The sequence below is a fragment of the Pararobbsia alpina genome (assembly GCF_965118125.1).
In the GTDB taxonomy this organism is placed as follows: Bacteria; Pseudomonadota; Gammaproteobacteria; order Burkholderiales; family Burkholderiaceae; genus Pararobbsia; species Pararobbsia alpina_A.
This window is the reverse complement of record NZ_OZ221288.1, coordinates 2,724,090-2,749,038: the sequence shown is the minus strand read 5'-3', so window position 1 is coordinate 2,749,038 and position 24,949 is coordinate 2,724,090. Positions and strand designations below refer to the sequence as shown.

General features: G+C 62.0%; 23 protein-coding genes. 19 read left to right on the top strand and 4 right to left on the bottom strand.

What is annotated here, in order from left to right:
• Window positions 1-25: 25 nt before the first annotated feature.
• On the top strand, window positions 26-928 hold the full coding sequence (locus ACMFWR_RS30245) for a LysR family transcriptional regulator (protein ID WP_413196062.1): 903 nt from the start codon (window positions 26-28) through the stop codon (window positions 926-928).
• Window position 929: 1 nt separating this feature from the next.
• Here the strand turns inward: ACMFWR_RS30245 and ACMFWR_RS30240 are convergent, their stop codons facing one another.
• Window positions 930-2,351, bottom strand: a complete 1,422-nt coding sequence (locus tag ACMFWR_RS30240) for a dihydrolipoyl dehydrogenase family protein (RefSeq protein WP_413196061.1) — start codon at window positions 2,349-2,351, stop codon at window positions 930-932.
• Between the two features lie 584 nt (window positions 2,352-2,935).
• Between ACMFWR_RS30240 and ACMFWR_RS30235 the strand changes: the two genes are divergently transcribed.
• A complete protein-coding gene (locus tag ACMFWR_RS30235) occupies window positions 2,936-4,057 on the top strand; it encodes a Gfo/Idh/MocA family protein (protein ID WP_413196060.1) in 1,122 nt (373 codons plus the stop codon).
• A gap of 149 nt (window positions 4,058-4,206) precedes the next feature.
• The gene (locus tag ACMFWR_RS30230; RefSeq protein ID WP_413196059.1) at window positions 4,207-4,548 is read left to right on the top strand and encodes a helix-turn-helix domain-containing protein; all 342 of its coding nucleotides are present in this window, start codon (window positions 4,207-4,209) and stop codon (window positions 4,546-4,548) included.
• Window positions 4,549-4,625: 77 nt separating this feature from the next.
• Here the strand turns inward: ACMFWR_RS30230 and ACMFWR_RS30225 are convergent, their stop codons facing one another.
• From ACMFWR_RS30225 to ACMFWR_RS30215, 3 genes are all read right to left on the bottom strand, one after another.
• Complete coding sequence (locus ACMFWR_RS30225; protein WP_413196058.1) at window positions 4,626-5,276, bottom strand: hypothetical protein; 651 nt, start codon at window positions 5,274-5,276, stop codon at window positions 4,626-4,628.
• A 227-nt stretch (window positions 5,277-5,503) separates the two neighbouring features.
• Window positions 5,504-6,718 (bottom strand): 4-oxalomesaconate tautomerase, encoded by a 1,215-nt coding sequence (locus ACMFWR_RS30220; protein WP_413196057.1) that lies wholly within the window; start codon window positions 6,716-6,718, stop codon window positions 5,504-5,506.
• Between the two features lie 122 nt (window positions 6,719-6,840).
• Window positions 6,841-8,136 carry a LysR family transcriptional regulator gene (locus tag ACMFWR_RS30215; protein ID WP_413196056.1) on the bottom strand — a complete coding sequence of 432 codons (1,296 nt, stop codon included), beginning with the start codon at window positions 8,134-8,136 and terminating at the stop codon, window positions 6,841-6,843.
• A 447-nt stretch (window positions 8,137-8,583) separates the two neighbouring features.
• On the opposite strand from ACMFWR_RS30215, the gene ACMFWR_RS30210 reads away from it, so the two are divergent.
• The 16 genes from ACMFWR_RS30210 to ACMFWR_RS30135 all read left to right on the top strand — a co-directional run bounded on the left by ACMFWR_RS30210 (window position 8,584) and on the right by ACMFWR_RS30135 (window position 24,932).
• Window positions 8,584-9,441 carry a gallate dioxygenase gene (locus tag ACMFWR_RS30210; protein WP_413196055.1) on the top strand — a complete coding sequence of 286 codons (858 nt, stop codon included), beginning with the start codon at window positions 8,584-8,586 and terminating at the stop codon, window positions 9,439-9,441.
• The gene (locus ACMFWR_RS30205) at window positions 9,438-9,797 is read left to right on the top strand and encodes a protocatechuate 3,4-dioxygenase (protein WP_413196054.1); all 360 of its coding nucleotides are present in this window, start codon (window positions 9,438-9,440) and stop codon (window positions 9,795-9,797) included. Before ACMFWR_RS30210 ends, ACMFWR_RS30205 begins: the two co-directional genes overlap by 4 nt.
• Window positions 9,798-9,981: 184 nt before the next feature.
• Window positions 9,982-11,319, top strand: a complete 1,338-nt coding sequence (locus ACMFWR_RS30200; RefSeq protein WP_413196053.1) for an MFS transporter — start codon at window positions 9,982-9,984, stop codon at window positions 11,317-11,319.
• Window positions 11,320-11,407: 88 nt separating this feature from the next.
• On the top strand, window positions 11,408-12,418 hold the full coding sequence (locus ACMFWR_RS30195; RefSeq protein WP_413196052.1) for a LacI family DNA-binding transcriptional regulator: 1,011 nt from the start codon (window positions 11,408-11,410) through the stop codon (window positions 12,416-12,418).
• 174 nt (window positions 12,419-12,592) lie between these two features.
• Window positions 12,593-13,549, top strand: a complete 957-nt coding sequence (locus tag ACMFWR_RS30190; protein ID WP_413196051.1) for a substrate-binding domain-containing protein — start codon at window positions 12,593-12,595, stop codon at window positions 13,547-13,549.
• A gap of 115 nt (window positions 13,550-13,664) precedes the next feature.
• Window positions 13,665-14,501 (top strand): ATP-binding cassette domain-containing protein, encoded by an 837-nt coding sequence (locus ACMFWR_RS30185; protein ID WP_413196050.1) that lies wholly within the window; start codon window positions 13,665-13,667, stop codon window positions 14,499-14,501.
• 41 nt (window positions 14,502-14,542) lie between these two features.
• Window positions 14,543-15,505, top strand: coding sequence for an ABC transporter permease (locus tag ACMFWR_RS30180; protein ID WP_413196049.1), 963 nt, complete (start codon window positions 14,543-14,545; stop codon window positions 15,503-15,505).
• A gap of 3 nt (window positions 15,506-15,508) precedes the next feature.
• Window positions 15,509-16,741: a phosphotriesterase gene (locus ACMFWR_RS30175; protein WP_413196048.1), complete on the top strand. Its 1,233-nt coding sequence runs from the start codon at window positions 15,509-15,511 to the stop codon at window positions 16,739-16,741.
• A 22-nt stretch (window positions 16,742-16,763) separates the two neighbouring features.
• Entirely contained in the window at window positions 16,764-17,528 is a 765-nt protein-coding gene (locus tag ACMFWR_RS30170) for a glutamine amidotransferase (protein WP_413196047.1), read from the top strand.
• Between the two features lie 44 nt (window positions 17,529-17,572).
• Complete coding sequence (locus ACMFWR_RS30165; RefSeq protein ID WP_413196046.1) at window positions 17,573-18,811, top strand: M20 family metallopeptidase; 1,239 nt, start codon at window positions 17,573-17,575, stop codon at window positions 18,809-18,811.
• Between the two features lie 10 nt (window positions 18,812-18,821).
• Window positions 18,822-19,799, top strand: coding sequence for a ribokinase (locus ACMFWR_RS30160; RefSeq protein ID WP_413196045.1), 978 nt, complete (start codon window positions 18,822-18,824; stop codon window positions 19,797-19,799).
• A complete protein-coding gene (locus ACMFWR_RS30155) occupies window positions 19,796-20,638 on the top strand; it encodes a BtpA/SgcQ family protein (RefSeq protein WP_413196044.1) in 843 nt (280 codons plus the stop codon). Before ACMFWR_RS30160 ends, ACMFWR_RS30155 begins: the two co-directional genes overlap by 4 nt.
• A gap of 312 nt (window positions 20,639-20,950) precedes the next feature.
• Window positions 20,951-21,757, top strand: a complete 807-nt coding sequence (locus ACMFWR_RS30150) for an ABC transporter ATP-binding protein (RefSeq protein WP_413197388.1) — start codon at window positions 20,951-20,953, stop codon at window positions 21,755-21,757.
• On the top strand, window positions 21,754-22,569 hold the full coding sequence (locus ACMFWR_RS30145) for an ABC transporter permease (RefSeq protein WP_413196043.1): 816 nt from the start codon (window positions 21,754-21,756) through the stop codon (window positions 22,567-22,569). Before ACMFWR_RS30150 ends, ACMFWR_RS30145 begins: the two co-directional genes overlap by 4 nt.
• Window positions 22,566-23,615 carry an ABC transporter substrate-binding protein gene (locus ACMFWR_RS30140; protein ID WP_413196042.1) on the top strand — a complete coding sequence of 350 codons (1,050 nt, stop codon included), beginning with the start codon at window positions 22,566-22,568 and terminating at the stop codon, window positions 23,613-23,615. Before ACMFWR_RS30145 ends, ACMFWR_RS30140 begins: the two co-directional genes overlap by 4 nt.
• Before the next feature lie 12 nt (window positions 23,616-23,627).
• Window positions 23,628-24,932, top strand: coding sequence for an amidase (locus ACMFWR_RS30135; RefSeq protein ID WP_413196041.1), 1,305 nt, complete (start codon window positions 23,628-23,630; stop codon window positions 24,930-24,932).
• Window positions 24,933-24,949: the final 17 nt, after the last annotated feature.

Genomic DNA, 24,949 nt, shown 5'->3' with positions numbered 1-24,949 from the left:
CCGATCAGTATCCGCGGAGAGAATCATGGAAGTGAAATGGATCGAGGACTTTCTGGCCCTCGTTCAGTACAAGAGCTTTTCCCGCGCCGCCGAGGCGCGACGCGTCACCCAATCAGGCTTTAGTCGCCGCATTCAATCGCTGGAAACGTGGTTTGGCGCCGAGTTATTCGATCGAAGCACGTTTCCTCCTGTGCTGACCAGCGCAGGCAGCGTATTCGAGGACCTCGCCGAAGATCTGCTTGAACGGCTGCACGACGCACGCACCGTCGTGCGCAAGCAGCAACGCATGACCGGCCATGCGCTACAGATCGCCGCCGATCAGGCCGCATCTGTTCACTTTCTGCCAGACTGGCTTCAGTCGTTGCGCGTACGGAATGGCGATGTCCGTGCACGCGTCGTGCCCTCGTCGCTGCATGACGCCGTCGCTTCGCTGGTGAGCCGCAATAGCGATTTGCTACTCACGTATCTGCACACCCCGACGCCGATCCAGCTCGATGCCGCGCGCTACCCGGGACTGCTCGTCGGACGCGATGCCTTGCTTCCCGTCAGCAAGCCTTCATCGGACGGATCTCCGCTTTACCGGCTGACGTCGGCCAATCGCGCCTCGCTGCCCTATGCCGCGTATGCGAAGAGCGCGTACTTCAGCCGCAGCCTCGAAACGCAGTTCTCGAACAGCAGCCTGTTGTCGTCGCTCCAGCCACAGTACGAATCCGAATCGGATGAAGTGCTCAAGCGATTCGTGCTGAATGGCGCGGCACTCGCGTGGCTGCCGCGCAGCTCCGTCAAGCACGAACTGGCGACAGGCACGCTCGTCGAGGCCGGCGATGCATCCCACACCGTCGACCTCGAAGTCCGCTTGTATCGTGATGCCCTGAACCGCGCCGAACTTGTCGACAAGATCTGGTTCTCGCTCGCGTCGGTGGACTAGCTTACTTCGTGACTGCGGCGTCCTTCTCCGCAGTCTGAGTCTGACGTGCCGGGACTAGCGCGAGCAGCAAGTTGAGCCCTTCGGTCAGCGTCGGGTGTGCGATCGGCGCATCACGCAGTACGGTGTACGGCACCTTGCCGAGCATGGCGATCTGCACCGTCGACACGATTTCACCCGCTTCGCTACCCAGCATGGTGAAGCCGAGAATCTCATCCGAATCGGCGGCGACCAGCACCTTCATAAAGCCACGGGTATCCGAGTTCGTCCGCGCACGCGGCACCGCCTTCATCGGCAGTGTGGCCACGCGCACCGCAATGCCCTTTTGCGCGGCTTCGGTTTCGTTGAGTCCAACGCGGCTCAGTTCCGGTTCGATGAACATCGCATACGGGATATCGCGCCCGCGTGTCGTCTTCGATCCGCCCTTGAGCTGCGAACTCAGCACACGATAGTCGTCGAACGAGGCATGCGTGAACATCGGCGTGCCGGCGACTTCACCGATCGCATAGACATTCGTCGCAGACGTCTGAAGCTTGTCGTCGACCTTGATGATGCCGCGCTGATCCACCTCAACACCTGCGATATCCAGACCGATGTCCTTGGTATTCGGTACGCGACCCGTTGCAACGAGAATATGCGACGCTTCAATCGTCTTTCCGTCGCCCAGCGTCACCGTCACCGACTGACCTGAGCGCCCGGCCACCCACACGATATCGACGTTCGTACGGATATCGATACCGTCTTCCTTGAGCGAATCCGCAATCGCCTGGCTCACATCGGCATCTTCGCGGACCGCAACGCGCGACTCGCGTTGCAGGACCGTGACACGCGCGCCCAGGCGATGCACGGCCTGTGCCATTTCAAGGCCGATATAGCCACCGCCGATCACGATCAGATGCGAAGGGACATCTTCGATTTGCAGCGCTTCGACGTGGGTCAGCGGGTCGGATTCGCGCAAACCCGGAACTGGCGGCACCGCAGCGTGGGTGCCGGTGTTGATATATACGCGATCGCCCTGGATCACGCGTGTACCACCATTGTTGAGCTGAACTTCGAGCGTACGCGGTGCGATAAAGCGGCCATTACCGAGCACGAGATCGAAGCCGGCTGCCTTGAAGCCGTTGAGATTGAGTTCGACCATGCCGTCCACAACACCCTGGACGCGATCGCGCACCTGCTTCATGTTGACGCGCGCCGGACCGACCTCGATCCCGTACGCCGCCGCTTCATTGATCGCATGCGCGACACGTGCGCTGCGGATCAATGCCTTTGTCGGAATACACGCGACGTTGATACACGAGCCGCCGATCATGCCGCGTTCGATCACCGCGACGCGCTTGCCTGCCTTGGCCAGTTCCGTTGCAAGCGACTTGCCGCCTTTGCCGCCACCCAGAAATACGTACTCGAATTGTTCAGCGTTCTGCATGATTCACTCCGTAGTCATACACCGTGTCCATGCGGCGCGCGCGTTACGCTTCAGCGCGAAATTCTTCTGCGGGGTATATCGCCCGCTCCACTGCACTGCGCCGCTCCATGTATGCACGATACGGCGCGAGTTTTGATGCCGGAATGCGATATCAGCGCCATTTCATGCTCAAACGTCTCAAGCTCGGCGGACCGCTGGTCCGCCCAATGCCAGCCTGTAAATCCAGTCCGCCGATAGGCACCGATGGCCAGTTATGGCCATCCTTAGCGACCCTTCGCCACCCTCTTGGCGCCAGCCACCCTGGCCACCCTGCCCATAGCCGCCTATCACCATCCAAGGCCGCTTACAGGACTAGTGCGTTTTCATGAATAGTCGACGCGCCGATGAAAAGTCGTCGCCGAAAGCCTGCGGAGGCCGCTTGCTAAGGCCCGTGAAGAGTACGACGCGTTGAGCGCCCACGCAGACCGTCAACGGGGAATTTCATTCCCCTTGCCGTGGGCTAGTCTTCGCGCAACGTGCTACGGCACAGCGATGACGAAGGGTCGCCATCGCGCTTTAGCCATCTACTTGAAGGTTGCGCAATCATGGTCACGTCCACACAGACACCGGCGTCGTCACCCATTCGTGTCGGCATTGTTGGGATTGGAAATTGGGCTCGTCACGGACACGTCCGCGTGCTGAAGCTGCTCCCGCAATACGAACTCACGGGCATCTATAGCCAACGCAAGGAGGCGGCAACGCAGGCCGCCAAAGAACTGGGATTCAAATTCGTCGCGGACTCTCTCGATGAGCTCGTCAATCATCCGGATATCGATCTGGTCATCGTGCTGACGACCGCGCCTCAGCATGAGGAAGGCATTCGCGCCGCAATCGCCGCGGGCAAGCATGTGTATTCGGAGTGGCCGCTGACCACCAGCACTGCGACGTCGCGTTCGTTGATCGAAGCGGCCAACGCCCGCGGATTGCGTCACGTCGTGGGGCTTCAACGACGTCTTGCTCCGCACAACCGGTATCTGCGCGATCTGCTGGCACAAGGCTTTGTCGGCAAGCTGCGCTCGGTACGGATTCACGTGAGCATGAACTACTTCCAGGCGCTGCGTCACAACGCGTTGCGCTGGACCATTCCGGAAGAAAACTTCTCGAGCGTTGTCGCCATCTATGCGGGACACTTCCTCGACATGCTCTTCGAAGCAACAGGCTGGCCGCTCGACGTGTCGGCACTCAGCATCAGTCAATTTCCGAAGGTCACGATCAAGGAAACCGGCGAAGTCTTCGATTCGACGGCACCTGATCAGCTCGTAATGGTTGGCCACCTCGCGAATGACGCGGTGGTTTCGGTGCATATCGAAGGCGGCAAGCGCAACGGCTCGGGTGTGCAGATCGATATCACGGGCGACGAAGGCGATCTGCGCATCACGAACACATCGGCATTCGGCGATGTGGGCGACGACTACCAGATCGAAGGCGCACACGGCGACAACCTTCCGCTGGAGCCGATGCTCGTGCCGTCGTCTTACGACGTGCTTCCCGAATCCGACCTGCCTTCCGCGGTGCTCGAACTCGCGGAGCTCTACGCCGCCTATGCCGCCGACGTCGCGAACGGCACAAAGACCGCCCCGACCTTCGACGACGCCGTGCGCATGCACGAGCTGCTCGACGCGGTCGAGCAGTCGACGAAAACGGGGCAGCGGGTTTCGTTGGGTTGAACGCGCGGAGCTTTTCAAAAAACGCTCACGCCGCCTGATTAACGGTGGAAAAGGCGGTGACGGCACGGATCCGGGCGGCCATTGCGTCTAGACTGCTTGAACTGCTCGTTAAATCGAGCGCAAATCAATTGGCGAACGATTTAACGAGCATGAAAGTCAACCAAGCTGCCGCCCTCTCACCACGACTTCTTGACGAAAGCAAACGTCTCGGCGCATTGCTGGCACGCTTGCGAATCGCACGCAGCGTAAAGCAGAGCGAAGCTGCGCTTCGTGCCGGCCTGTCGCGAAACACAGCCTACCGCATCGAACATGGCGATCCTGGCGCAGCGATCGGTCAAATAATGCGATACCTCGACGCCATCGCGCCCGGCATGTCGCTCGGACTTCTCTATTCTGAAAAGGATCCCGCACTTGCGGCCCTCGCAATGCGCGAACGCAGATCTCGCGTGCGCGAGCTCACCGCAGCCGAACTAATGGAGCTGAACTTCTAGATTTTGATTCGCTAAAAGAAAAACGGATGACACATCTGTCGTCATCCGTTTTCTTGCGTCGCTTCTACCGACGTGCCTCAAAACCGATACGTCACACCCACCTTCACGATCGGATAAACACGCAGACGGTCGACCTTGTCCTGCAGGCTCGCTTCTTCCGCATTGACGTTGGCCTGACCTGCAGCCGCGACGATGTCGGAGGGCACGTCGTAGTCCACATGCGGACGGCCGAACGCGACGCCTGCGTCGAAGAATGCAGACAGGCCCTTCGATTGCGGGCTGTGACCGAAGCCGAAGCCCACGTACGGACGCGCCGTCGGGAATTTCGCCTTCGCGTGGATCGTCTCGCCATTGGCGTTCACGGTCACGCCGTTGATCGTGTACGTGCCCGACATCGGGTTTGCATCGGCGTCGATGTTGTCGCCGCCGAGCAGCACGCCCGCTGTCACATGGAACGGCACGATCGATGGCGCCGGGAACAGGTCGACAAACAACCCGCCGTGATACAGATTGAGCTTCGCGTCGTAGTTGACGTCGCCCGACGTGAACGAATGCGACACGCTGAACCCGTCGAATTCCGCGCGTACGTTCGCAAACGACGTCACCGAGTAGGCATAACCGATACCGATACCGTCAGTCCCTACGCCGCCGTAAATTTCGTGTGCTTGCGCCACCGACCCCACGGTGCACGCCAGGCCCGCGACCACTGCAAAAACCAGTTTCCTCATCGTCCATTCTCTAAAGGTGTGTCGAATGCCCTCGAGTCGTCACGGGTCAGGTCCAAAACCGTGTGTATCTTCGACTCATGCATTTCCAGGGCTCAGCAAGTGGCTTGATTGCGTGTTGTGTCCACCCGCCTTGTTATCGGCAACGCTTTGGAAAAAAAGAGGGCCGCAATCATGCGACCCTTGTTCCGCTTTCCTTCCGCTTGGTTACCTGCGCACCGCTGTCGTAGTCAAACCCGCATGGGCGCTTGCGATCCCGAATGTTCAGATGAAAGCGGGCCATCAACGTGGCCAGCCTGCTGCACATCCTGAGCTTGCTCAACACCTGTGTTCTGCCACACCGATGATGGAATGCCCACCTCGCCGTCGAACAACCAGCGCGCGGTGCGCAGCAGCGCGGCATCGGTAACTTCGACATCGCCTGCAGCGTTTTCACTGACCTGCAACTCGACGGTGAACTCGCCGGTCGGATGTCCGACCGAGACGCGTTTGCGCGCACCCGGCGGCACGCGGGCAATGCCATCGCATACGGTGCCCGCCATGACGGCCGCCGTGGCAACGCTTACCGCACCGAGCACGCCGATCGACGCATGGCATCGATGTGGAATGAATGACCGTGTATTGATTGTCACGCCCACCTGATCATGTAACGGTTCCGAGATCAGACACATTTTCGGAACGGTTCGCTCGGCGACGTCGCCCAGGTTCATCATCGGGCCTGCCTTCAGACGGATCGACTCGACACGCGCTTTGAGCGTCGCATCAGCATCGAGCTGTTCGCGCGTTTCGTAGCCCGACCGATCCAGATCGCGCGCACGCAGCAAGACAAGTGGCATGCCGTTGTCGATGCATGTCACGCGAACGCCATCGATCTCGTCGATCAGCGATCCGGTCGGTAACAAGGCGCCACACGTGGAGCCCGCCGTGTCGCGAAAGCTCAATGCGATGGGCGCGGCCGTACCCGGCACGCCGTCGATACGCGCATCGCCTTCGTATTCGACGTAGCCCCCGGGGGTCGGTACGGTGGCGATGGCGATTTGCTGCGTGTTGACCATATGTATCGCAACGCGCGTCTGCCCGGATTGCGCGGGCACGAGACCGCGCTCGATCGCGAACGGACCGACCGCGGCGAGCATGTTTCCGCAGTTCTGCCCGTAATCGACACGCGCCTCGTCAACGACCACCTGAGCGAACAGATAGTCGACATCGGCATCTGCGTGCTTCGACGGCGAGACGATGGCGACCTTGCTCGTCAGCGGATCCGCACCACCGACGCCGTCGATCTGGCGTCGGTCGGGCGAACCCATCACGGCGAGCAACACGCGATCCAGCTCGGCCTGGTCGGCAGGCAGATCGGACGCCAGGAACACGGCGCCCTTCGATGTGCCGCCTCGCATCAACATGCATCGAATGCGGGTCTGACGATGCACAGACGTATTTCGCATGCCTGATGGGCCTCCGGATGTTCCGCGTCATGTTCCGCGTAGGGATGCGGATATCACTCGATTCTAGGTGCCAGAGCGGGGCGCGAGCCTACGCAATCTGTGCGAGTACCGTTCCGTTTTACTTATTGCGCCTCTTCGTCGAGAGGCTCGATGGTCCGCCCCGCCTCGTCTTCGCGCATATCGGCGACAACGGCGCGTATGGTCTCGAGCAGCAGCCGCACAGCCGGCGCGGGCACCGAATCGGCACGCAGCGTCAGACCAATCTTGCGTTCCGTGCGCGGCAAATGAAGCGCGAGACGAACGATATCGCCCGATTCGATCTCGTGGCCAAGTTGGTGAGCCGACAGCGCAGCGAGCATATTCGAGCGGGTCAGCACACCGCGAATGATCGCGAGATCGGCGGTTTCGACCGCAGCAGGCGGGATATCGAGGCCCTTCGCCGCAAACAGGCGTTCGAGAATCCGCCGCGCCGGTGCATGAACGCGCGGCAGGATCCACTGCTCGCCCGTTGTCTGACTCAGCTTGAGTGAGGCCTTCGCCGCAAGCGGATGGCCGCGACGGGCCAGCACAACCATATCCTCGATCCACAGCGATTCGACGACGAGTCCGCTATCGGCAGCCGGTTCGCGCAATGCTCCAAGAATAAAGTCGATGTCTCCTGAACGAAGCTTCGCGCAAAGCAACTCGTACGCGCTTTCGTCGGTCACGATCATGATGCCCGGGTGTTCGCGGCTAAGCCGCGCAATCGCTTCCGGCAGGGCAAACGCACGCCCGAGCGGCAACGCGCCGACATGCACGACGCCGAGCACCGTACCGTGCAGCGCAGCAAGGTCTTCCGGGATCCGGCGCAGCTCATTGAGGGCGCGCTGCACATAGAGCGCGCAGGTGTCCCCGTTCGCTGTCAGCGACAGCCCGCGGCCGCTTCGGTAAAACAACGGTGACCCCGCCCCCGACTCGAGTGCGCGAATCGCGATGCTGATCGCCGGCTGGCTCACGTCGAAGGCACGCGCGGTGGTCGGCATATGCCGGTCGCGGGCGAGCCCCACGAAGATCTCAAGGCGCCGCGTATTGAGCAGACACGACGCCACGCCAAGCGTCGCCTGCGCCGGCCCTGCCTGTGCTTTGGGGATCAACAGGCGTGTGAGCGTCTGAAGCTCGTTAAACACACGCTGCGCACGTTCGGCGACGCAGCGGCCACTGGCCGTGGGCAACATGCCCGAAGGCGTACGTTCGAACAACGGCGCGCCGAGCATGTGCTCGAGCTCGTTGAGAGCGCGGCTCACCGCCGATTGCGCCTTGAAGACCTGCTTGGCCGCGAGCGACGCGCTGCCCGTTTCGATCACGTGCAAAAACACCTTGAGATGCGCAAGGCTCAAAAGGGTCAATGTCCCGTTGTCTCGTTCTTTCCGTGCTTTCATGGCGCTGCGCAACCTGAAGTGCCCGATTTGCCTTGAGTGTAGCGACGCCTGGGCCGTGTAATCAAACGCTGCGGCATCACTGTCGGGTCGGCGCCGCACTCCACTCCGGACAGCCTTGCCAACTCATGCAAGAGCGTTCTGTTTTTCTTATCGGCGGATCCAGGCCAACGCAGGAAATTGTGACCTGCGGCGCGCCCGTCAATGAACGATCAACTCAATATCCTTCCTTCCAGTCGATCAATTTAATTTTTACTTTTCAACGACTTACATAATTTTTCCCAAGCAGACGAAGATGCAGCACAGGCAAACATTGTCCTGACATCTCCCACGGCGGCATTAGCAGTTTTACTGATCGATCTGCCAAAACGCCTCCCCTCGCCCCCTACCCGTACCCCGCCAACCTCTCTATATTCGGATCCATGGACAACGGCCAGCAGGAACGCAGCAATGGCAAGGATTATTGGTGGAATCGGCACGTCGCATGTGCCAACGATTGGCGTGGCGTACGACAAGGGCAAACAGAACGATCCGGCATGGGCGCCGCTCTTCGACGGCTATAAGCCGGTTGCGAAATGGCTCGCGGACAAGCAGCCCGACGTGCTGCTGATGTTCTACAACGACCACGCGAATAGCTTCTTTTTCGATTGCTACCCGACGTTCGCACTCGGCGTCAGCCCGACTCACGACTTTGCCGACGAAGGTGCGGGCCCTCGCCCGCTACCGCCGATCGCAGGTCACCCGGAACTGGCGGCGCATATGGTCGACTGCCTCGTCAACGACGAGTTCGATCTCACTGTGTTTCAGGAGCGTCCGCTCGATCACGGCATCAATTCGCCGCTCGGCCTGCTCTGGCCGCACGACGGCGGATGGCCCGGCGCACTGATTCCATTCGAGATCAATGTGCTCCAGTATCCGCTGCCCACCGCGGCACGCTGCTACAAGCTCGGCCAGGCGATTCGCCGCGCGATCGAGAGCTTCCCCGAAGATCTCAAGGTCGTGGTCGTCGGCACGGGTGGTTTGTCGCACCAGGTGCACGGCGAACGCTCGGGCTTCAACGATGAATCGTGGGACATGACGTTCCTCGACCTGATCGTCAACGATCCTGAAGCCCTCGCACGCATGAAGCACGCGGACTACATCCGCCGCGGCGGCGCCGAAGGCGTCGAAGTCATCATGTGGCTCGCCATGCGCGGCGCGCTCGGCGGTGCCATTCAGGAAATGCATCGCAACTACTACCTTGCTACGAGCACCGCCATGGCCGTCACGATCTACGAGGCCGCCGAGGCGAAGGAGGTCGCAGCATGAATCCGCAGCTTGAAGGTCTCGAAGACCTGCCCGGTACCTATCCGTTCGATGTGAAGCAAAGCATCAAATGTATCCGCCTCAATCGCTTTTTCTGGCGACTGCGCGAGAAGGCATCGCGCGACGCATGGCTGGCGAATCGCTCGGCCGCCTATGACGAGGCGCGGCTGACCGAAGAAGAGCGGCGGCTCGTCGATGCCGCCGACTGGCTTGGGCTCATTCAGTACGGCGTCTGCTTTTTCGTGCTCGAGAAATTCGCGCGTGTCGTGGGCATCACGAATCTCGGTGTGTATGCGTCGATGCGTGGCGAGACGCTCGAGGCGTTTCTCAAGACTCGACGCGTACCGACCGCGGTGTAAGGCCGCGCCAACGACGACGCATCGGTATCGAACAACGCCGCGAGCCGATCGGCAGGCGGCGCATGCCGGCTCGTTGACCGGTCGTCGAAAGACGTCCGCGATCCAGCACCCGAATACGTACACCGCCCCGTACGGACATAAATCAAGCCGGATGCCTCAAGGCATACCGGCACAGGAGACAGACATGACATCCCCCGCCATCAACATCAAGTCGTATATCGACGAGCGCCCCGTCAAGGGTTATCAGTGGCTCGTCCTCGCCCTCTGCTTTTTTATCGTGATGCTCGATGGCATCGACACGGCCATCATGGGCTTTGTCGCGCCGTCGCTGATGCATGAGTGGCAGATCTCGCGTGCAGCCTTTGGTCCCGTCATGAGCGCGGCGATGTTCGGCCTTGCGGTCGGTGCGCTCGTCGCCGGTCCGTATGCGGATCGCGTAGGTCGCAAGCGCGTGCTGATCGGCTCGGTATTTCTGTTCGGCCTGTTCAGCGTCTGCTGCTCGTTTGCCCAGACGCCGACGCAACTGATGACCCTGCGCTTTCTGACCGGACTCGGTCTGGGAGCGGCGATGCCGAATTCGACCACGCTGCTCTCGGAATACATTCCCACGCGCGTGCGTTCGCTGCTCGTGACGATCATGTTCACGGGATTCAATCTTGGCTCGGGCCTCGCGGGCTTTATCGCGTCGTCGATCATCAGCGTGCACGGCTGGCGCGGCGTGCTCTTTATCGGCGGGATTCTGCCGCTCATCGGCGTGCCGTTCCTGATCTGGCTGTTGCCTGAATCGGCGCGCTTTCTCGTCGCACGTCAGCGTCCGGCAGCGCAAGTCTCGAAACTGCTCAATCGCGTGTGCGGCAGCCGGTTCGATGCGAACACCACCTTCACGACGACTGAGCCGGACACGGGCGGCAAGGCCCCCGTTCGCGTGCTGTTCAGCGACGGCTATGCCTTCGGCACGCTGATGCTCTGGACCACCTATTTCATGGGTCTTCTGATCATTTATCTGCTCACGGGCTGGCTGCCGACGCTGATCAAGGATGCGGGCTACCCGATCGAAAAGGCGGCATCGATCACGGCCATGTTCCAGATCGGCGGCACGGTCGGTGCGATTCTCGTGGGCTTCGCGATGGACCGTCTCGATCGCAACGCCGTGATCGGCATCGCCTATGTGCTCGGTGGCATCTTTATCTTCGCGCTCGGTGCAGGTACGTTGAGCTCTGACTGGCTGCCGCTGCTCGTGACCACCGCCGGGTTCTTTATGAGCGGCGCACAGACCGGCCTCAACGCACTTGCCCCGACCTACTATCCGACGCGCGTACGTGCCACCGGTGTGAGCTGGATGCTCGGAATCGGTCGATGCGGCGGCATTCTCGGCTCGCTCGTCGGCGGTGTGCTGCTGTCGATGGGCTATCAGTTCAGCGTCGTGTTCTCGATTCTGGCGGTGCCCGCGCTGCTCGCGGCGACCGCGATTATTCTCAATCGTGTCGCGGTTCGATTCATCACGTACGAAGTGAATTTCTAAACGCAGCCTGAGGCGGGCCCGATCGAGCACCGTTCGGGCCGAACCTTTCGCGCTACACTGAGCCTTTCGAAATTCAAGGGCTCATTCCGTGGCCAAGACGTCGACGATTCGCGACGTAGCCGAGCATGCCAACGTGTCGAAGGCGACGGTGTCTCGGTATCTGAACGGCAGCCTCACCCTGCCCCCCGACACCGCGCAACGCATCGACGCGGCCATCGTCGAACTGAACTACCGTCAGAACAGTCTCGCGCGCCGCCTGAGCCTTGGGAGCAGCGAGACCATCGGCCTCGCGATGCCCGACGTCGCCAACCCGTTCTTCGCCGAGATCGCGGACGAGGTCGAACTCGCCGCATCGGAGCGCGGCTTCGGTCTCTCGCTGTGCATCACGCGTAACGAACTCAAGCGCGAGTCGCTCTACCTGAGCTGGCTCGACACTCAACATCTCGACGGCCTGATCCTGGTTTCGAATCGCCCCGATGACGGCTCTCTTCGCGAGCTGATCGGCAAGCGACGCAACATCGTGCTGATCGATGAAGACATTCCGGGCACCGACGTGCCCAAGGTCTTCGTCGATAACGTACAAGGCGGCTATCTCGCGACGCGGCACCTGATTCGCGCGGGCCACACACGCATCGGGCATGTGTCAGGGCCGCAGACACTGTTCACCGTGCAGGAACGTTTCGAAGGCTATCGGCGCGCATTGTCCGAAGCCAATCTTCCGTTCGACCCCGACCTCGTCCGCTTCGGCTCCTATGAACGCCACTTCGGCGAAGCCGCGCTGTGCGAACTGCTCGCCCTCGCCGACGCGCCCACGGCGATCTTTGCGTCGAGCGACTACCTCGCGGTCGGCATGCTCGAGGCACTCCGCGACCGCGGCATCGAAGTCCCCCGCGACATGTCGATCGTCGGCTTCGACGACATGGAATTCACCAGCCTGCTGATGCCGCCGATTTCGACGCTCCGCCAGTCCGCGCGCGATCTCGGGCGCAAGGGCGTCGAGATGCTGCTCGCCCGTCTGGCGGGTGAAGCCCCTTCCACGGTTCATCGCCTTCCCGTGCGCCTGATCGAGCGCGCGTCTGTTGCACCGCCGCGAAAATAGCTCGATTTTTGAAATCGTTGACAGCACCTCGCCGACAGCAGTAACTTGTGTAAACCGGTTTACAAGCGTCGGGCGAGCCCTGCGGTTTCGCCTTTTCCGAAGTCTCATCCACTGGACCTTCCACGGATTCGAGCATCCTTCGCAGGCGTCCAGTCGCATCGCAAGGGGAAGTCAATGAACGCACATCCGCAGTTCCGCCAGACCCTGAAGACCGTCTTTGCCGCCGCCGCACTGGCCTCGATCCTCGGCTTCGCCGGCGCCGCCCAGGCCGCCGGCAAGAAAATCGCGCTGGTCCAGATCAACCAGGAGGCGCTGTTCTTCACGCAGATGGACGACGGCGCGCAAAAGGCCGCCAAGGCCGCCGGTGTTGACCTCGCGATCTTCAATTCGAACAACGATCCGAACGCGCAGAACAACGCGATCGAAACCTACATCCAGCAAAAGGTCGACGCGATTCTCGTCGTCGCAATCGACGTCAACGGCATCAAGCCCGCCATCACCGAAGCCAAAAAGGCTGGCATTCCCGTGGTGGCGATCGATGCCATCGTCGGCGGCGACAACGACGTCCAGGTCGGCGTCGACAACAAGAAGGTCGGCGTGGATATCGGCACGTACACGGCCGACTACATCAAGAAGTCGCTCGGCGGCAAAGCAGACGTGGGCGTGGTCGGCGCGCTCAATTCGTTTATCCAGAACGTGCGTCTCGACGGTTTCAAGAGCGGACTGGCCTCGGCGCCTGGCGCCAAGGTCGTCTCGGTCGTCGACGGACAGAACGTGCAGGACCAGGCGCAGACCGCGGCTGAAAACCTGATCTCGGGCAATCCGGAGATGAAGGTGGTCTATGCCACCGGGGAACCCGCCCTGATCGGTCTGGTCGCAGCCGTATCGGCGCAAGGTGCGACGGACAAGGTCAAGATCTTCGGCTGGGACCTCAGCGCGGCAGCCATCAAGGGTATCGATCAAGGGTTCGTGGCCGCCGTCGTGCAGCAGGATCCCGAAGGCGAAGGCAAGGCTGCCGTCGGCGCCGCGCTCAAGCTGATCGCCAAACAGCCTGTCGAGAAGAATATCTCGGTGCCGGTCACGATCGTCACGAAGGCCAACGTCGGGAAGTACCGCAGCGTGTTCAAGTAAGCCGAGTTTCAGCGGACGGGCCAGCGATCATGCCGGCGCGTCCGCGGATAGGGATGTCCGTGTTGCACGCCGTATGACGTATTGCACGCATGCACACGTCTTGCCGGAGGAACCGATGAATCAGGTTGTCACACCCGCAGACCCCGCTGCAGTTGCTCAAGCCGGCGTCGCGCCGCGCGTGCGCATGCGCGATATCGCCAAACGCTACGGTGCCATCCAGTCGCTCAAGGGCGTCAATCTCGAGGTCGCACCGGGCGAGGTGCTCGGACTCGTCGGCGACAACGGCGCGGGCAAGTCGACCGTGTCCAAAGTGCTGTCGGGTGCGGTGATTCCCGATAGCGGCACCATCGAAATCGACGGCCGGCTCGTGCACTTCAACGACCCCGGCGACGCGCGCGCCCATCACATCGAGATGGTCTATCAGGACCTGTCGCTGTGCGACACCGTCGATGTCGCGGGCAATCTGTTTCTCGGACGCGAGCCGATGCGTCGCGTGTGCGGCATGCCGATGCTCGACCACGCGAAGATGCATCGCGAGGCGCGCGAGATGCTTGAAGGCCTCGGCATCCGGATTCCGGATACCCGACTCGACGTCGAAAACCTATCGGGCGGACAACGTCAGGCCATCGCCATTTCGCGCGCGATTTCGTTCAATCCGAAAGTGCTCATCATGGACGAGCCCACCGCGGCGCTTGCTGTTGCCGAGGTCGAAGCCGTGCTCGAAATCGTGCGCGCCGTCAGCGCACGCGGCGTCAGCGTGATCCTGATCAGCCATCGCCTGCAAGACCTGTTTCTCGTGTGCGACCGCATCAGCGTGATGTACGAAGGCCAGAACATCGCTGATCGTGCGATCCAGGACACGAACCTTCAGGAAGTCGTCGATCTGATCGTGGGCCGCAAATTCATGGCGCGCTCGGCGCGCCCGCTTGCCCATCACGAATCCGGGAACTGATCATGGGTGTGACCGTGTCCGACTCTCCAGCACCGCGCCGTATGTCAATGACTCACCGGCTCGGCAAGAATACCGGCGTGGCAAGCATTGCCGCGTTCTTCGTTTTCTGCCTGATCGCGTTTACGCTCGCGACCGATACGTTTCTGACGGCAGGGAATCTGCTCAACGTCGTGCGCCAAAGCGCGCCGCTGCTGATCGTGGCGACCACCATGACGCTGGTGATCACGACGGCGGGCATCGACCTGTCGGTCGGCTCGACGCTCGCGCTCGTCGGTGCGCTCGCGGCCATCGCGCTCCATGCCGGTGTGCCGGACACGATCGTGTTCATCGGCGGCCTGGTCGTCGGCGCGCTGATCGGGTTGATCAACGGCTATTTCATCGCGATCGCGGGCATGCCGGCGTTTATCGTGACGCTCGGCACGCTGTCGATCGTGCGGGGTATCGCGCTGCTGATCACGCAAGGGTATTCGGTTCCCGTCGACGGCAATGGCTGGTTCGTCGAGCTGGGCCGTGCGTGGTTTCTCGGTGTGCCCTTGCCCGCCGTCATCGCGATCGCCGTGTTGTTCGCGGGCTGGGTGATCCTGCGGCACACGCGTCTTGGACGCTATATCGTCGGCATCGGCACCAACGCAGAAGGCGTGCGTCGCGCCGGTGTGAACACCCGCTCGGTCGTCATCAAGGTCTATGCGCTCAGTGGCGCGGCGGCGGGCCTCGCGGGTTTGATCACCACGGCGCGGCTGGGTAGCGGCTCATCGAATCAGGGCGTGGGATTCGAGCTGGCCGTGATTGCCGCGGTCGTACTCGGCAGCACGAATCTGTTCGGCGGACGCGGCACGATTCTCGGCACACTGCTCGGGGCGCTGACCATCGCCGTGCTCGGCAACGGCCTGATTCTGGTTCACGTGTCGCCGTTCTATACGCAGATCATCCAGGGCGCGATCATGCTGTTTGCGATCTGGATGAACACGCGCATCTTCTCGCCGCAGCGCCGGCGCAAGGGCTGATCGATGACATCGATTCCATCCCCCACGCGCAGCGAACCGACGATGCAGGGATCGTCCGCGTCTGCATCGCCTTCGTCTGCATCATCGTCGGCGTCGTCTTCATCGGCGTCCACGACATTGACGGCTGGAAGCCGCGCTTTCGGTCATCCAGCACCGTTGCCCATCGGTGTCGGCAGCGGCTACGTGATGACCGTGCTCGGACCGATTCCCGTCGCGCAGATGGGTATCACGCTGATGCACGAGCACATCCTGATCGACGCGTCCGGCAAGTGGGTCGCGCCCGCGTGCTGTTCGCAGCGCCATATCGGCGAGCAGAAGGTCCATATGGGCATTCTTGGCGCGCTGCGCATGAACCCGCTGATGAATCGCGACAACTGCCAGCTCTTCGACGTCGACCTCGCCGTCGAGGAACTCATGAAGTTTCGCGAACTCGGCGGACAAACCGTCGTCGATCCGACCAATATCGGCATCGGCCGCGATCCGCTCGCGCTGCAACGCATCTCGAGACGCACCGGGCTCAATATCGTGATGTCGACTGGCTTCTATCTCGAGCCATCGCACCCGGCCTACGTGCGTGACAAATCGATCGACGAACTCGCGCAACAACTGATCTTCGACGTCGGCGGCGCGGAAGAAAAACCCGACGTCCTCGCCGGACAGATCGGCGAGATCGGCGTGTCGGCCGCGTTCACGGCAGAGGAAGAAAAATCCCTGCGGGCAGCGGCGCGAGCGAGCGCGAAGACACGCGTGCCGCTCTCCGTGCACCTGCCCGGATGGGTCCGTCACGGCCATCGTGTGCTCGATATCGTCGAGGAGGAAGGCGCAGACCTCTCGCATACCGTGCTCTGCCATATGAACCCGAGCCACCTCGACGTCGCGTATCAGCATTCGATTGCGCAACGCGGCGCGTGGCTCGAGTACGACATGATCGGCATGGACTATTACTACGCCGACGAACAGGCACAGTCGCCTTCCGATGAGGAGAACGCGCGCGCAATCCGTGCGCTCATCGACGCCGGCTATATCGACCGTGTGCTGCTGTCACAAGACGTGTTTCTGAAGATGATGCTCACGCAATTCGGCGGCAATGGGTATGGCTACATCCTCGAGCATTTCGTGCCTCGCCTGCGTCGGCATGGCGTGAGCGATGCGCAGATTGAAACAATGATGGTGACGAACCCGGTCCGGGTGTTTTCGGACTCGGGCGATGCAACCCAAGGTCGGCGCAGCCGATGATCCCTGCACCAAGGAGATTCGAATGAAAAAGTCCGTTTTGCTCGCCGGCGAATCGTGGACGAGCACGGCTACGCACGTCAAAGGCTTCGACCAGTTCGCGTCGGTTACCTATCACACCGGGGCTGAACAGTTTCTTGCCTTGCTGTCGCAGGGGGACTATGTCGTCACGCATATGCCAAGCCACGATGCGCAGACGCACTTTCCGCAAACCGTCGAAGGCTTGCAGGCGTACGACGCGATCATCCTGTCCGATATCGGGGCCAACACGTTGCTGCTGCACCCCGATACCTGGGCCAAAAGCCAGCGCACGCCGAATCGCCTCAAGGCATTGCGGGACTATGTCGATGCCGGCGGCGGGCTCATGATGATCGGCGGGTATCTGAGTTTTCAGGGCATCAACGGCAGCGCGCGCTTTCGCAATACGCCCGTCGAAGAGGTACTGCCCGTGCGTTGCCTGCCCTACGACGACCGTGTCGAAGTGCCGGAGGGATTCACGCCCGCCTGTGTCGCATCGCATCCGGTCATCGAAGGCCTCACGGAACCGTGGCCGCATTTGCTCGGCTATAACGAAGTGGAACTCAAACCCGATGCAACGCTGATTGCCGAGGTGCCCGGCACGCATCATCCGCTGCTCGCTGCCGGACAGTACGGCAAAGGCCGCACGCTCGCGTGGACCAGCGATATGTCGGTGCACTGGCTGCCCCCCGAGTTTTCAGACTGGAACGGTTACGCGACGCTCTGGCGCAATTGTCTCGACTGGCTGACCGAGGGCCGCGGCAAGGGCTGAGCGGCAACGCCGCGCACGGCCCGACCCGGGTCGGGTCGGCGCGCATGCAGCGCATGCAGCGCATGGAACGCAGTAGATCGCAGCAGTCCATTGTTCGGCGCCATGCGCTTTCCCATGCTTGCATGCACCATCGCATACCGTCAGATAAGGCATCTATGAACACGCTGGATCCCGTTGCCCTCACTCGCGAACTCATTGCGTTGCCATCCGCCAACCCGCCCGGCGACGAGGAAGCGTGCGCACGGTATCTCGCCACCCTGCTCGAAAAGCTGGGTTTCGACGTCGTGCTTCATACGTTCGGCGAGCGACGGTTCAACCTGATTGCGCGCCTGGTCGGCACCTCCGTCGGCGCACCGCTCGGATTCACAGGCCATCTCGATACCGTACCGCTTGGCGCGGCCGAGTGGACGCATGATCCGTTCGGCGGCGAAATCGCCGACGGAAAGCTCTACGGCCGAGGCACCAGCGATATGAAGGCCGGCATTGCGGCGTTTATCGTCGCGTGCGCATCATCGATCGACACCGTCCGCCGAGGCACGGGCGTACATCTGATCCTGACTGGCGGCGAAGAGACCGGGTGCGACGGCGCGCATGCATTGGCTGCCGATCACCCGGAGTTATTGCAGTCGCTCGGCGGCCTCATCGTCGGCGAGCCCACCGGGAATCGCGTATTGCTGGGGCACAAGGGTGCGCTGTGGCTGCGCGGCATTGCGCGCGGCGTGACCGCGCATGGCGCGATGCCCGAGCAAGGTATCAACGCGATTCGCGTCGCGACCGACGCGTTAGCGCATGTCTGGGATTTCAGCGTCGGCGATGCGCACGAAGTCATGGGCAAACCCACGCTCAATGTCGGCACCATACGCGGCGGACTCAATATCAACTCGGTGCCCGATCGCGTCGAGTTTACGATCGACATGCGCACCGTGCCTGGTATCGAGCATCATTGCGTCGCGGACCGATTGCAATCACAGCTGGGCGACGTCGTGCTGTCGCCCGTGATTGATTTGCCATCGGTGTATTCGGAACCGTCCGACGCGTGGATCGCGCGCGTGATGGACATCGCACGCCCCTACGACGATCTTCCCGCCGGCCCGCGCACCGCCCAATACTTCACCGACGCCGCAGTACTTAAACCCGCCACCGCATGGCCGCCGACCGTGATTCTCGGTCCGGGCGAAACGGCGATGGCGCACAAGACCGACGAGTATTGCCGGGTCGATCGGCTCAACGATGCCGTCGCGCTGTATGGCGCGATTCTGCGCGACTGGATCCAGACATCATGATGTGGCGATCGTGAACGACATCTCTCATCCGGCTCCCGCCTCGCATCCGTCGTATCCATCGCACCCGGCACGCGTCATCGTCGTCGGCAATGCAGCAATTGACCTCACGCTGCGCGTCGATGAACTGCCGCGTGCGGGAGAGACATCGCTCGCGTTATCGACGCGCTTCGACTTCGGCGGCAAGGGCGCCAACCAGGCCGTGATCGCATCGCGCGCGGGAGCACATGTCGCCCTGTGGGCCGCGGTCGGCAACGATGCCGACGGCGAGCGCATCGTCGTCATGCTCGAGCAGGAAGGCATCGATATACAGCATCTCGAACGGGATACGCACGCGACCGACATGTCGATCGTTACCGTCGATGCGTACGGCGAAAACACAATCGTCACGCGCAACGAGGCGGCCAACGCCTATCTGCCCGATATCGACCAGCTCGAAGCGGCAACACGGCCCGGCGACTGGGTCGTGTTGCAAGGCAACCTCGGCGAGGCCGTGACGCGCGACGTCTTGCGTCATCTGCATCGCGGCGGCCGGCATACGATGCTCAATCCCGGCCCGGTGCGCTTCAACTGCGTGCCGATGCTGCACGACGTGGATGTGCTCGTGGTCAATCGTGTCGAAGCCCTGACGCTGACGAAGCAACCCGACGCCGAACACGCAGCGCGCATGCTCTGCGAAGCCGGCACCGCGCACGCGCTTGTGACGCTCGGTTCAGACGGTGTCATCGTCTGCGATCGCGACGTCGCGACACGACAGGTCGCCGCACCGCGAGCCCATGCGATCGACACCGTCGGTGCGGGCGATGCACTGTGTGGCGCGCTCGTCGCCGGGCTTGCGCGCGGCTCGACCCTCACCGCCGCGTTGCCGGCCGCGATGCGTGTGGCCGCTTACGTCGTCGAACATCCCGGCACCTATAGCAGCTTCCCCGAGCGCGCCGATATGCGCGTGCTGACCGACTCCCTGCAGCCTCTCCAGACCCGCACATCATGAATGCATCCAACGTGGTCGGCCGCGGCCGAACCGACAGTCTTCAACAGATCTTTCAACGCGCACGCGGCATCGTTATCGGCGTGATTCATTGCCCGGCGTTTCCCGGTGCGCCACGCTACGATGGCCAGTCAAGCGAAGCGCTCTACGAAACGGCGCTCGCGGACGCACGTGCATACGCGCAAGGTGGCGTCGACGGACTCATTATCGAAAACCATGGCGATGTGCCGTTCTCGAAGCCCGAAGACATCGGCCACGAAACGTCGGCGTTTATGGCCGTGACAGCGGACCGGATTGCAAGAGACACGGGACTGCCGATCGGGATCAACGTCCTGGCCAACGCATCGATTCCGGCGCTCGCGATTGCCGCCGCCAGCAATGCAGCCTTCGTGCGGGTCAACCAGTGGGCGAACGCTTACGTCGCCAACGAAGGGATCATCGAGGGCGAGGCGGCTAAAGCGTTACGCTATCGCGCACAGTTGCGGGCACAGGGCGTACGCGTGTTCGCCGATGCACACGTCAAGCATGGTGCGCATGCCATTGTCAGTGACCGCTCGCTTGAGGAGCTTGTGCGCGACGTCGAGTTCTTCGATGCGGACGCCGTGATCGCCACGGGACAACGCACGGGCGATGCGGCGAGCGTCGACTATCTGCGCCAGATCCGCGCCGCAACGCAACTGCCGCTGCTCGTCGGCAGCGGCTGTACCGAGCACAACGTCGCCGAGATACTGTCCGTCGTCGACGCGGTGATCGTCGCGAGTTCGCTCAAGGTGGGCCGTGTGTGGTGGAACCCTGTTGACGAAACCTATGTGCGCGATTTCATGCGCGCCGCGCGTGGATAGCACGAAATTATTTTGGCGCATTGCCAAATCATTTTGTGGCTTGCAAGGTGTGTATTCCTAAACCGGTTTCCTATCTGCATCTGATCTGAAGCCGGCACACCTTGCCGCGTTGTGTCCGTTGTATGACGCGAGCAAATGCATCGGGTCATGAAGCGGATGAATAACTCGACTCAAGTTTCACCTCAGGCCCCTACACCATACGGGCACGTCGAAGAACACGTGCACGTTTCGCATCAGTCAAGTCCGGCCAATCAGGCACGTCAGCCGCATCCGGCACTTCACGATGGCGCATCGCTTGGTGACGCGCTCGCGATGCGCTCGCAGCAGCGCCCCGTTCTCGATGTGACAGATTTGAGTCATGCCTTCGAGCGAGACGACGGCGAGCGCACCGCTGTCTTCGATCGCCTCGAATTCAGCGTCGCCGCAGGCGAGATTGTCTCGATCGTTGGTCGCAGCGGTGCGGGCAAGAGCACCTTGTTCAATCTCGTTTCGGGTCTGCTCAAACCGCAGTCGGGGCGTATCTCGATCGCGCCGCACGCGGACGGTAGCGCGGGGCGTATCGCCTATATGCTGCAGAAAGACCTGCTGCTCCCCTGGCGCTCCGTGTTGCAAAACGCACTGCTGGGCGTCGAGTTGTTTCGCAAGGTCACGCGCGAAGATGTCGACCGCGCGCGGTCGATGCTGTCGAAATACGGCTTGCACACCGTCGCCGACGCCTACCCGCATGCGCTATCCGGCGGCATGCGCCAACGCGTGGCCCTGACCCGCACCTTGCTCGTCGATCCCAACGTCGTCTTGCTCGACGAACCGTTTTCCGCGCTCGACTATGAAACGCGCCTTGCGCTCGAAGACGACGTCATGAGCCTGCGCGACAGCACGGGCACGAGCGTCGTGCTCGTCACACACGATATCGAAGAGGCCATCGCGATGAGCGATCGCGTGATCCTGCTCGGCGGACGCCCCGCGCGGATCGAAGATTCGATCGATATCGAACTGAGCGTGCACGGTCCCCGCACTGCGGTTTCCGCACGCGAGTCGGCCGAGTTTCGCACCTACCACTCGCGCATCTGGGACGGGTTGCGCAGCACATCGATCTATCACGCAGGAGCCCCGGCATGAGCGAAGTTGTCATGCAACGTCGTGCGGTCAGCGCAGCACGACGCAAGCGTTCGAAAGCGCGGCGCAGCGCATCAGGCATTGTCGCCGCCATCATGATCGCGCTGATTGCGCTCTGGCAGATCGCCGCAACGCACGGCTGGATCAACGGCAAATTGCTGGGGTCACCGCTTGGCATCTGGCAGGCGGCACAGACCGGCCTCACGCAAGGGACGCTCGTTACCGACACGTGGGCCACGCTCTACGAAACGGTGATGGGTCTTGTGATCGGCAGCGGTCTCGGTCTGGGCCTCGGACTCATGCTCTGGTTCGTGCCGCGTGTCGCCGGCGTGGCCGAAGGCCTGTCCGTCATTCTGAACAGCATTCCGAAAATCGCGCTCGGGCCGCTGATCGTCATCTGGTTCGGCTCCGACATGACCTCGAAGATCTGGCTCGCGGGCATATCGACCTTCGCGGTCGCGATGATCTCGTCATCCGCGGCGGCTCGCGAAGTCGACCGCGATTTGCTGAACCTCTTCCGGTCATTCAACGCAAAGCCCCGGCTGATCTTCACGAAGCTCATCGTGCCGAGTGCACTGCCGTGGATCTTCTCGACGCTGCGCGTGAATATCGGCTTCGCGTTGATCGGCGCCGTCGTCGGCGAATACATCGCATCGCAAACCGGCCTGGGACATGAAGTCTTCGTTGCCGGATCCCTGTTCGACCTCAATACCGTATGGCTCGGCATCATCGTGCTCACGCTGATGGCGGCCCTGCTGACCTGGATTGTTCAACTTGCCGAGAGCCGGATCGTCACATGGAAGTCTCAACGATGAGCATCACCACACCATCCCGCACCGTGTCGCAGACCACCGCGATATCGCAAAAGCCGCTGAATAAGCGCCTGGTAACAGGTGCTGCGCTGACGGCACTCGCCTTCGCGGCCATGGCGTCGATGCAGAGCGCCCACGCTGCGGACAAAGCCGTGATCTATCAGGCCTTTCAGTCGATTCAATACTTGCCGCTCTACGTGGCCATCGACAAGGGCCTCTTTGCGAAGAACGGCCTCGAAGTCGAGAAAGTCACAGCAGGCAGCGGCGCTGCCGGCGTCGCTGCCGTGATCGGTGGTCATGCCGATTTCTCCTTGCAAGACCCGATGACGGCCTGCCTCGCCAATCTGAAGGGCGCCTCTCTCGTGCATGTGGCCAACGTGGTGGCCGGCGTGCCGGTGTGGATCCTGACGCCGCCCGATTCGACGCTCAAATCGTCGGCCGAGCTCAAGGGCAAAACGGTCTCGACCGCGTTGCCACCGTCGACGACCACGTATCTGCTGCAGCGCCTGATCAAGGAACAGAACATCGCCGACGTCAATATGAACACCGTGCAGATCGGCACCGAGCTAGCCCCCGCAACGGCCGGCCGTGCCGACGCCGCGACCGTGTATGAGCCGCAGGCCGACCAGGGCATCGCCGCCGGCTTCAAGATTCTTTACGCCTTCCCGAAGGCCTACCCGGGGGGCTACGCCTTCTCGGCCATTGACACACTCACGTCAACGATCAAGGCTAAACCTCAAATGGTGGCGGCCTTCGTCAAATCGATCGGCGAAGCCGAAGCGCTGATTGCGCAATCGCCCGAGACAGCGCGTGCGGTCGCCGAAGCTGAGTTTCCGTCGCTCGACAAGAAGATCGTCGATGCTGCCGTCGATCGTCTGATCAAGGGAAATATCTATGCGACATCGCCCGAGATATCTGAGCAGGCATTCCGCAATGCCCTCGACCTGCAGGAGTACATCGGCAATATCAAACCGGGAACGGTCACGTACGCGAACTCCGTCGACAATTCGTTCGCGCGCGACGCCGCCAAACAGGTCGCGTCGAAATAGGACGCTTGCGCGATGAACGAACTTGCAACCGCCTCATCGGTATCTGTCATTGACACAGTGATCGCTGCGCGCGGAGACGCGGGCGCCTGCCAGAAGCAGCTTGATATCGCGACGTTGCGCGCGGACGCGTGCGAACCCTGGCTCCATGCGTTCACGTATCGGCCCACGCAGCAGACCGTTGCCGATGCTGTGGTCGACAGTCCGCTTGCGGGGCTGCCCATCGGCGTCAAGGACCTGGTCGCGACAAGCGATATGCCGACGACGTATGGGTCACCGATCTACTCGGGCCATCAGCCGGCAAACGATGCATGGATCAGCGCGCAAATCCGTCGCATGGGCGGCACGATCTTCGGCAAGACCGTGTCGACCGAATTTGCGTGGCGCGAGCCGGGTCCGACGGTGAACCCGTGGAATCCATTGCATACGCCTGGGGGGTCATCGAGCGGATCGGCCGCAGCGGTCGGCGCGGGCATTGTGCCGCTGGCGATCGGCACGCAGACGGTGGGTTCGATCATCCGGCCCGCTGCGTATTGCGGCGTGATCGGATTCAAGCCGAGCCACGGTCGCATTCCGACCGAGGGTGTTCACCCGCTCGCGCCCTCGCTCGATCATCTGGGTTTCTTTGCAAAGCAGGTCGATCTTGTGGCGTTGGCCTATGCGCTGATCGTCGAGAACAAGCCTGAGGTCATCGACGACGTCGCGAGCTGGAACGCGTACTTCAACCCACGCAAGCCCACGCGTCTGGCTGTCGTCCGTACACCGTTCTGGGATCGCGCCAGCGACGACCAAAAGGCCAACTTCGATCAGGTGCTGAGCGCCCTTGGCCAGCACGGCGTCGAACTCGTCGAACGCGAGCCGTACCCGGCCATGCCGGCGATGATCGACGCATTGATGACCATTCTTCGCGTCGAAGCCCACGAGGGCATCGAACCGCTCGTGGCGCAGTACCCCGATCAGGTCAGCAAGCACATCCGGACGCTGACCGCCGCCGGAGCAGAAACGTCGCGAGACAGCTACCTGAGCGCACTCGCGCTGCAGCGTCGCCTGCGTGAGCAATCAGCCGAACTGCTCGGCGACTGTGACGCCATCGTCACCCTCCCTGCAACCGGCGAAGCGCCGCTCGGCCTGCTCGACACCGGCGACGCGACCTTCTGCGCCCCCTGGAGCTTCATCGGCACCCCCGCCATCACCCTACCCTCAGGCCGCGCCAAAACCGGCCTGCCACTCGGGTTCCAGCTCGTCGGTGCGTTCAACGACGACGTGCAGGTGCTGAGGATGGCGGCGTGGGTCGAGGGTCGACTGGGCCACTTCAAATAGGTGCGCGAGAGAGAATC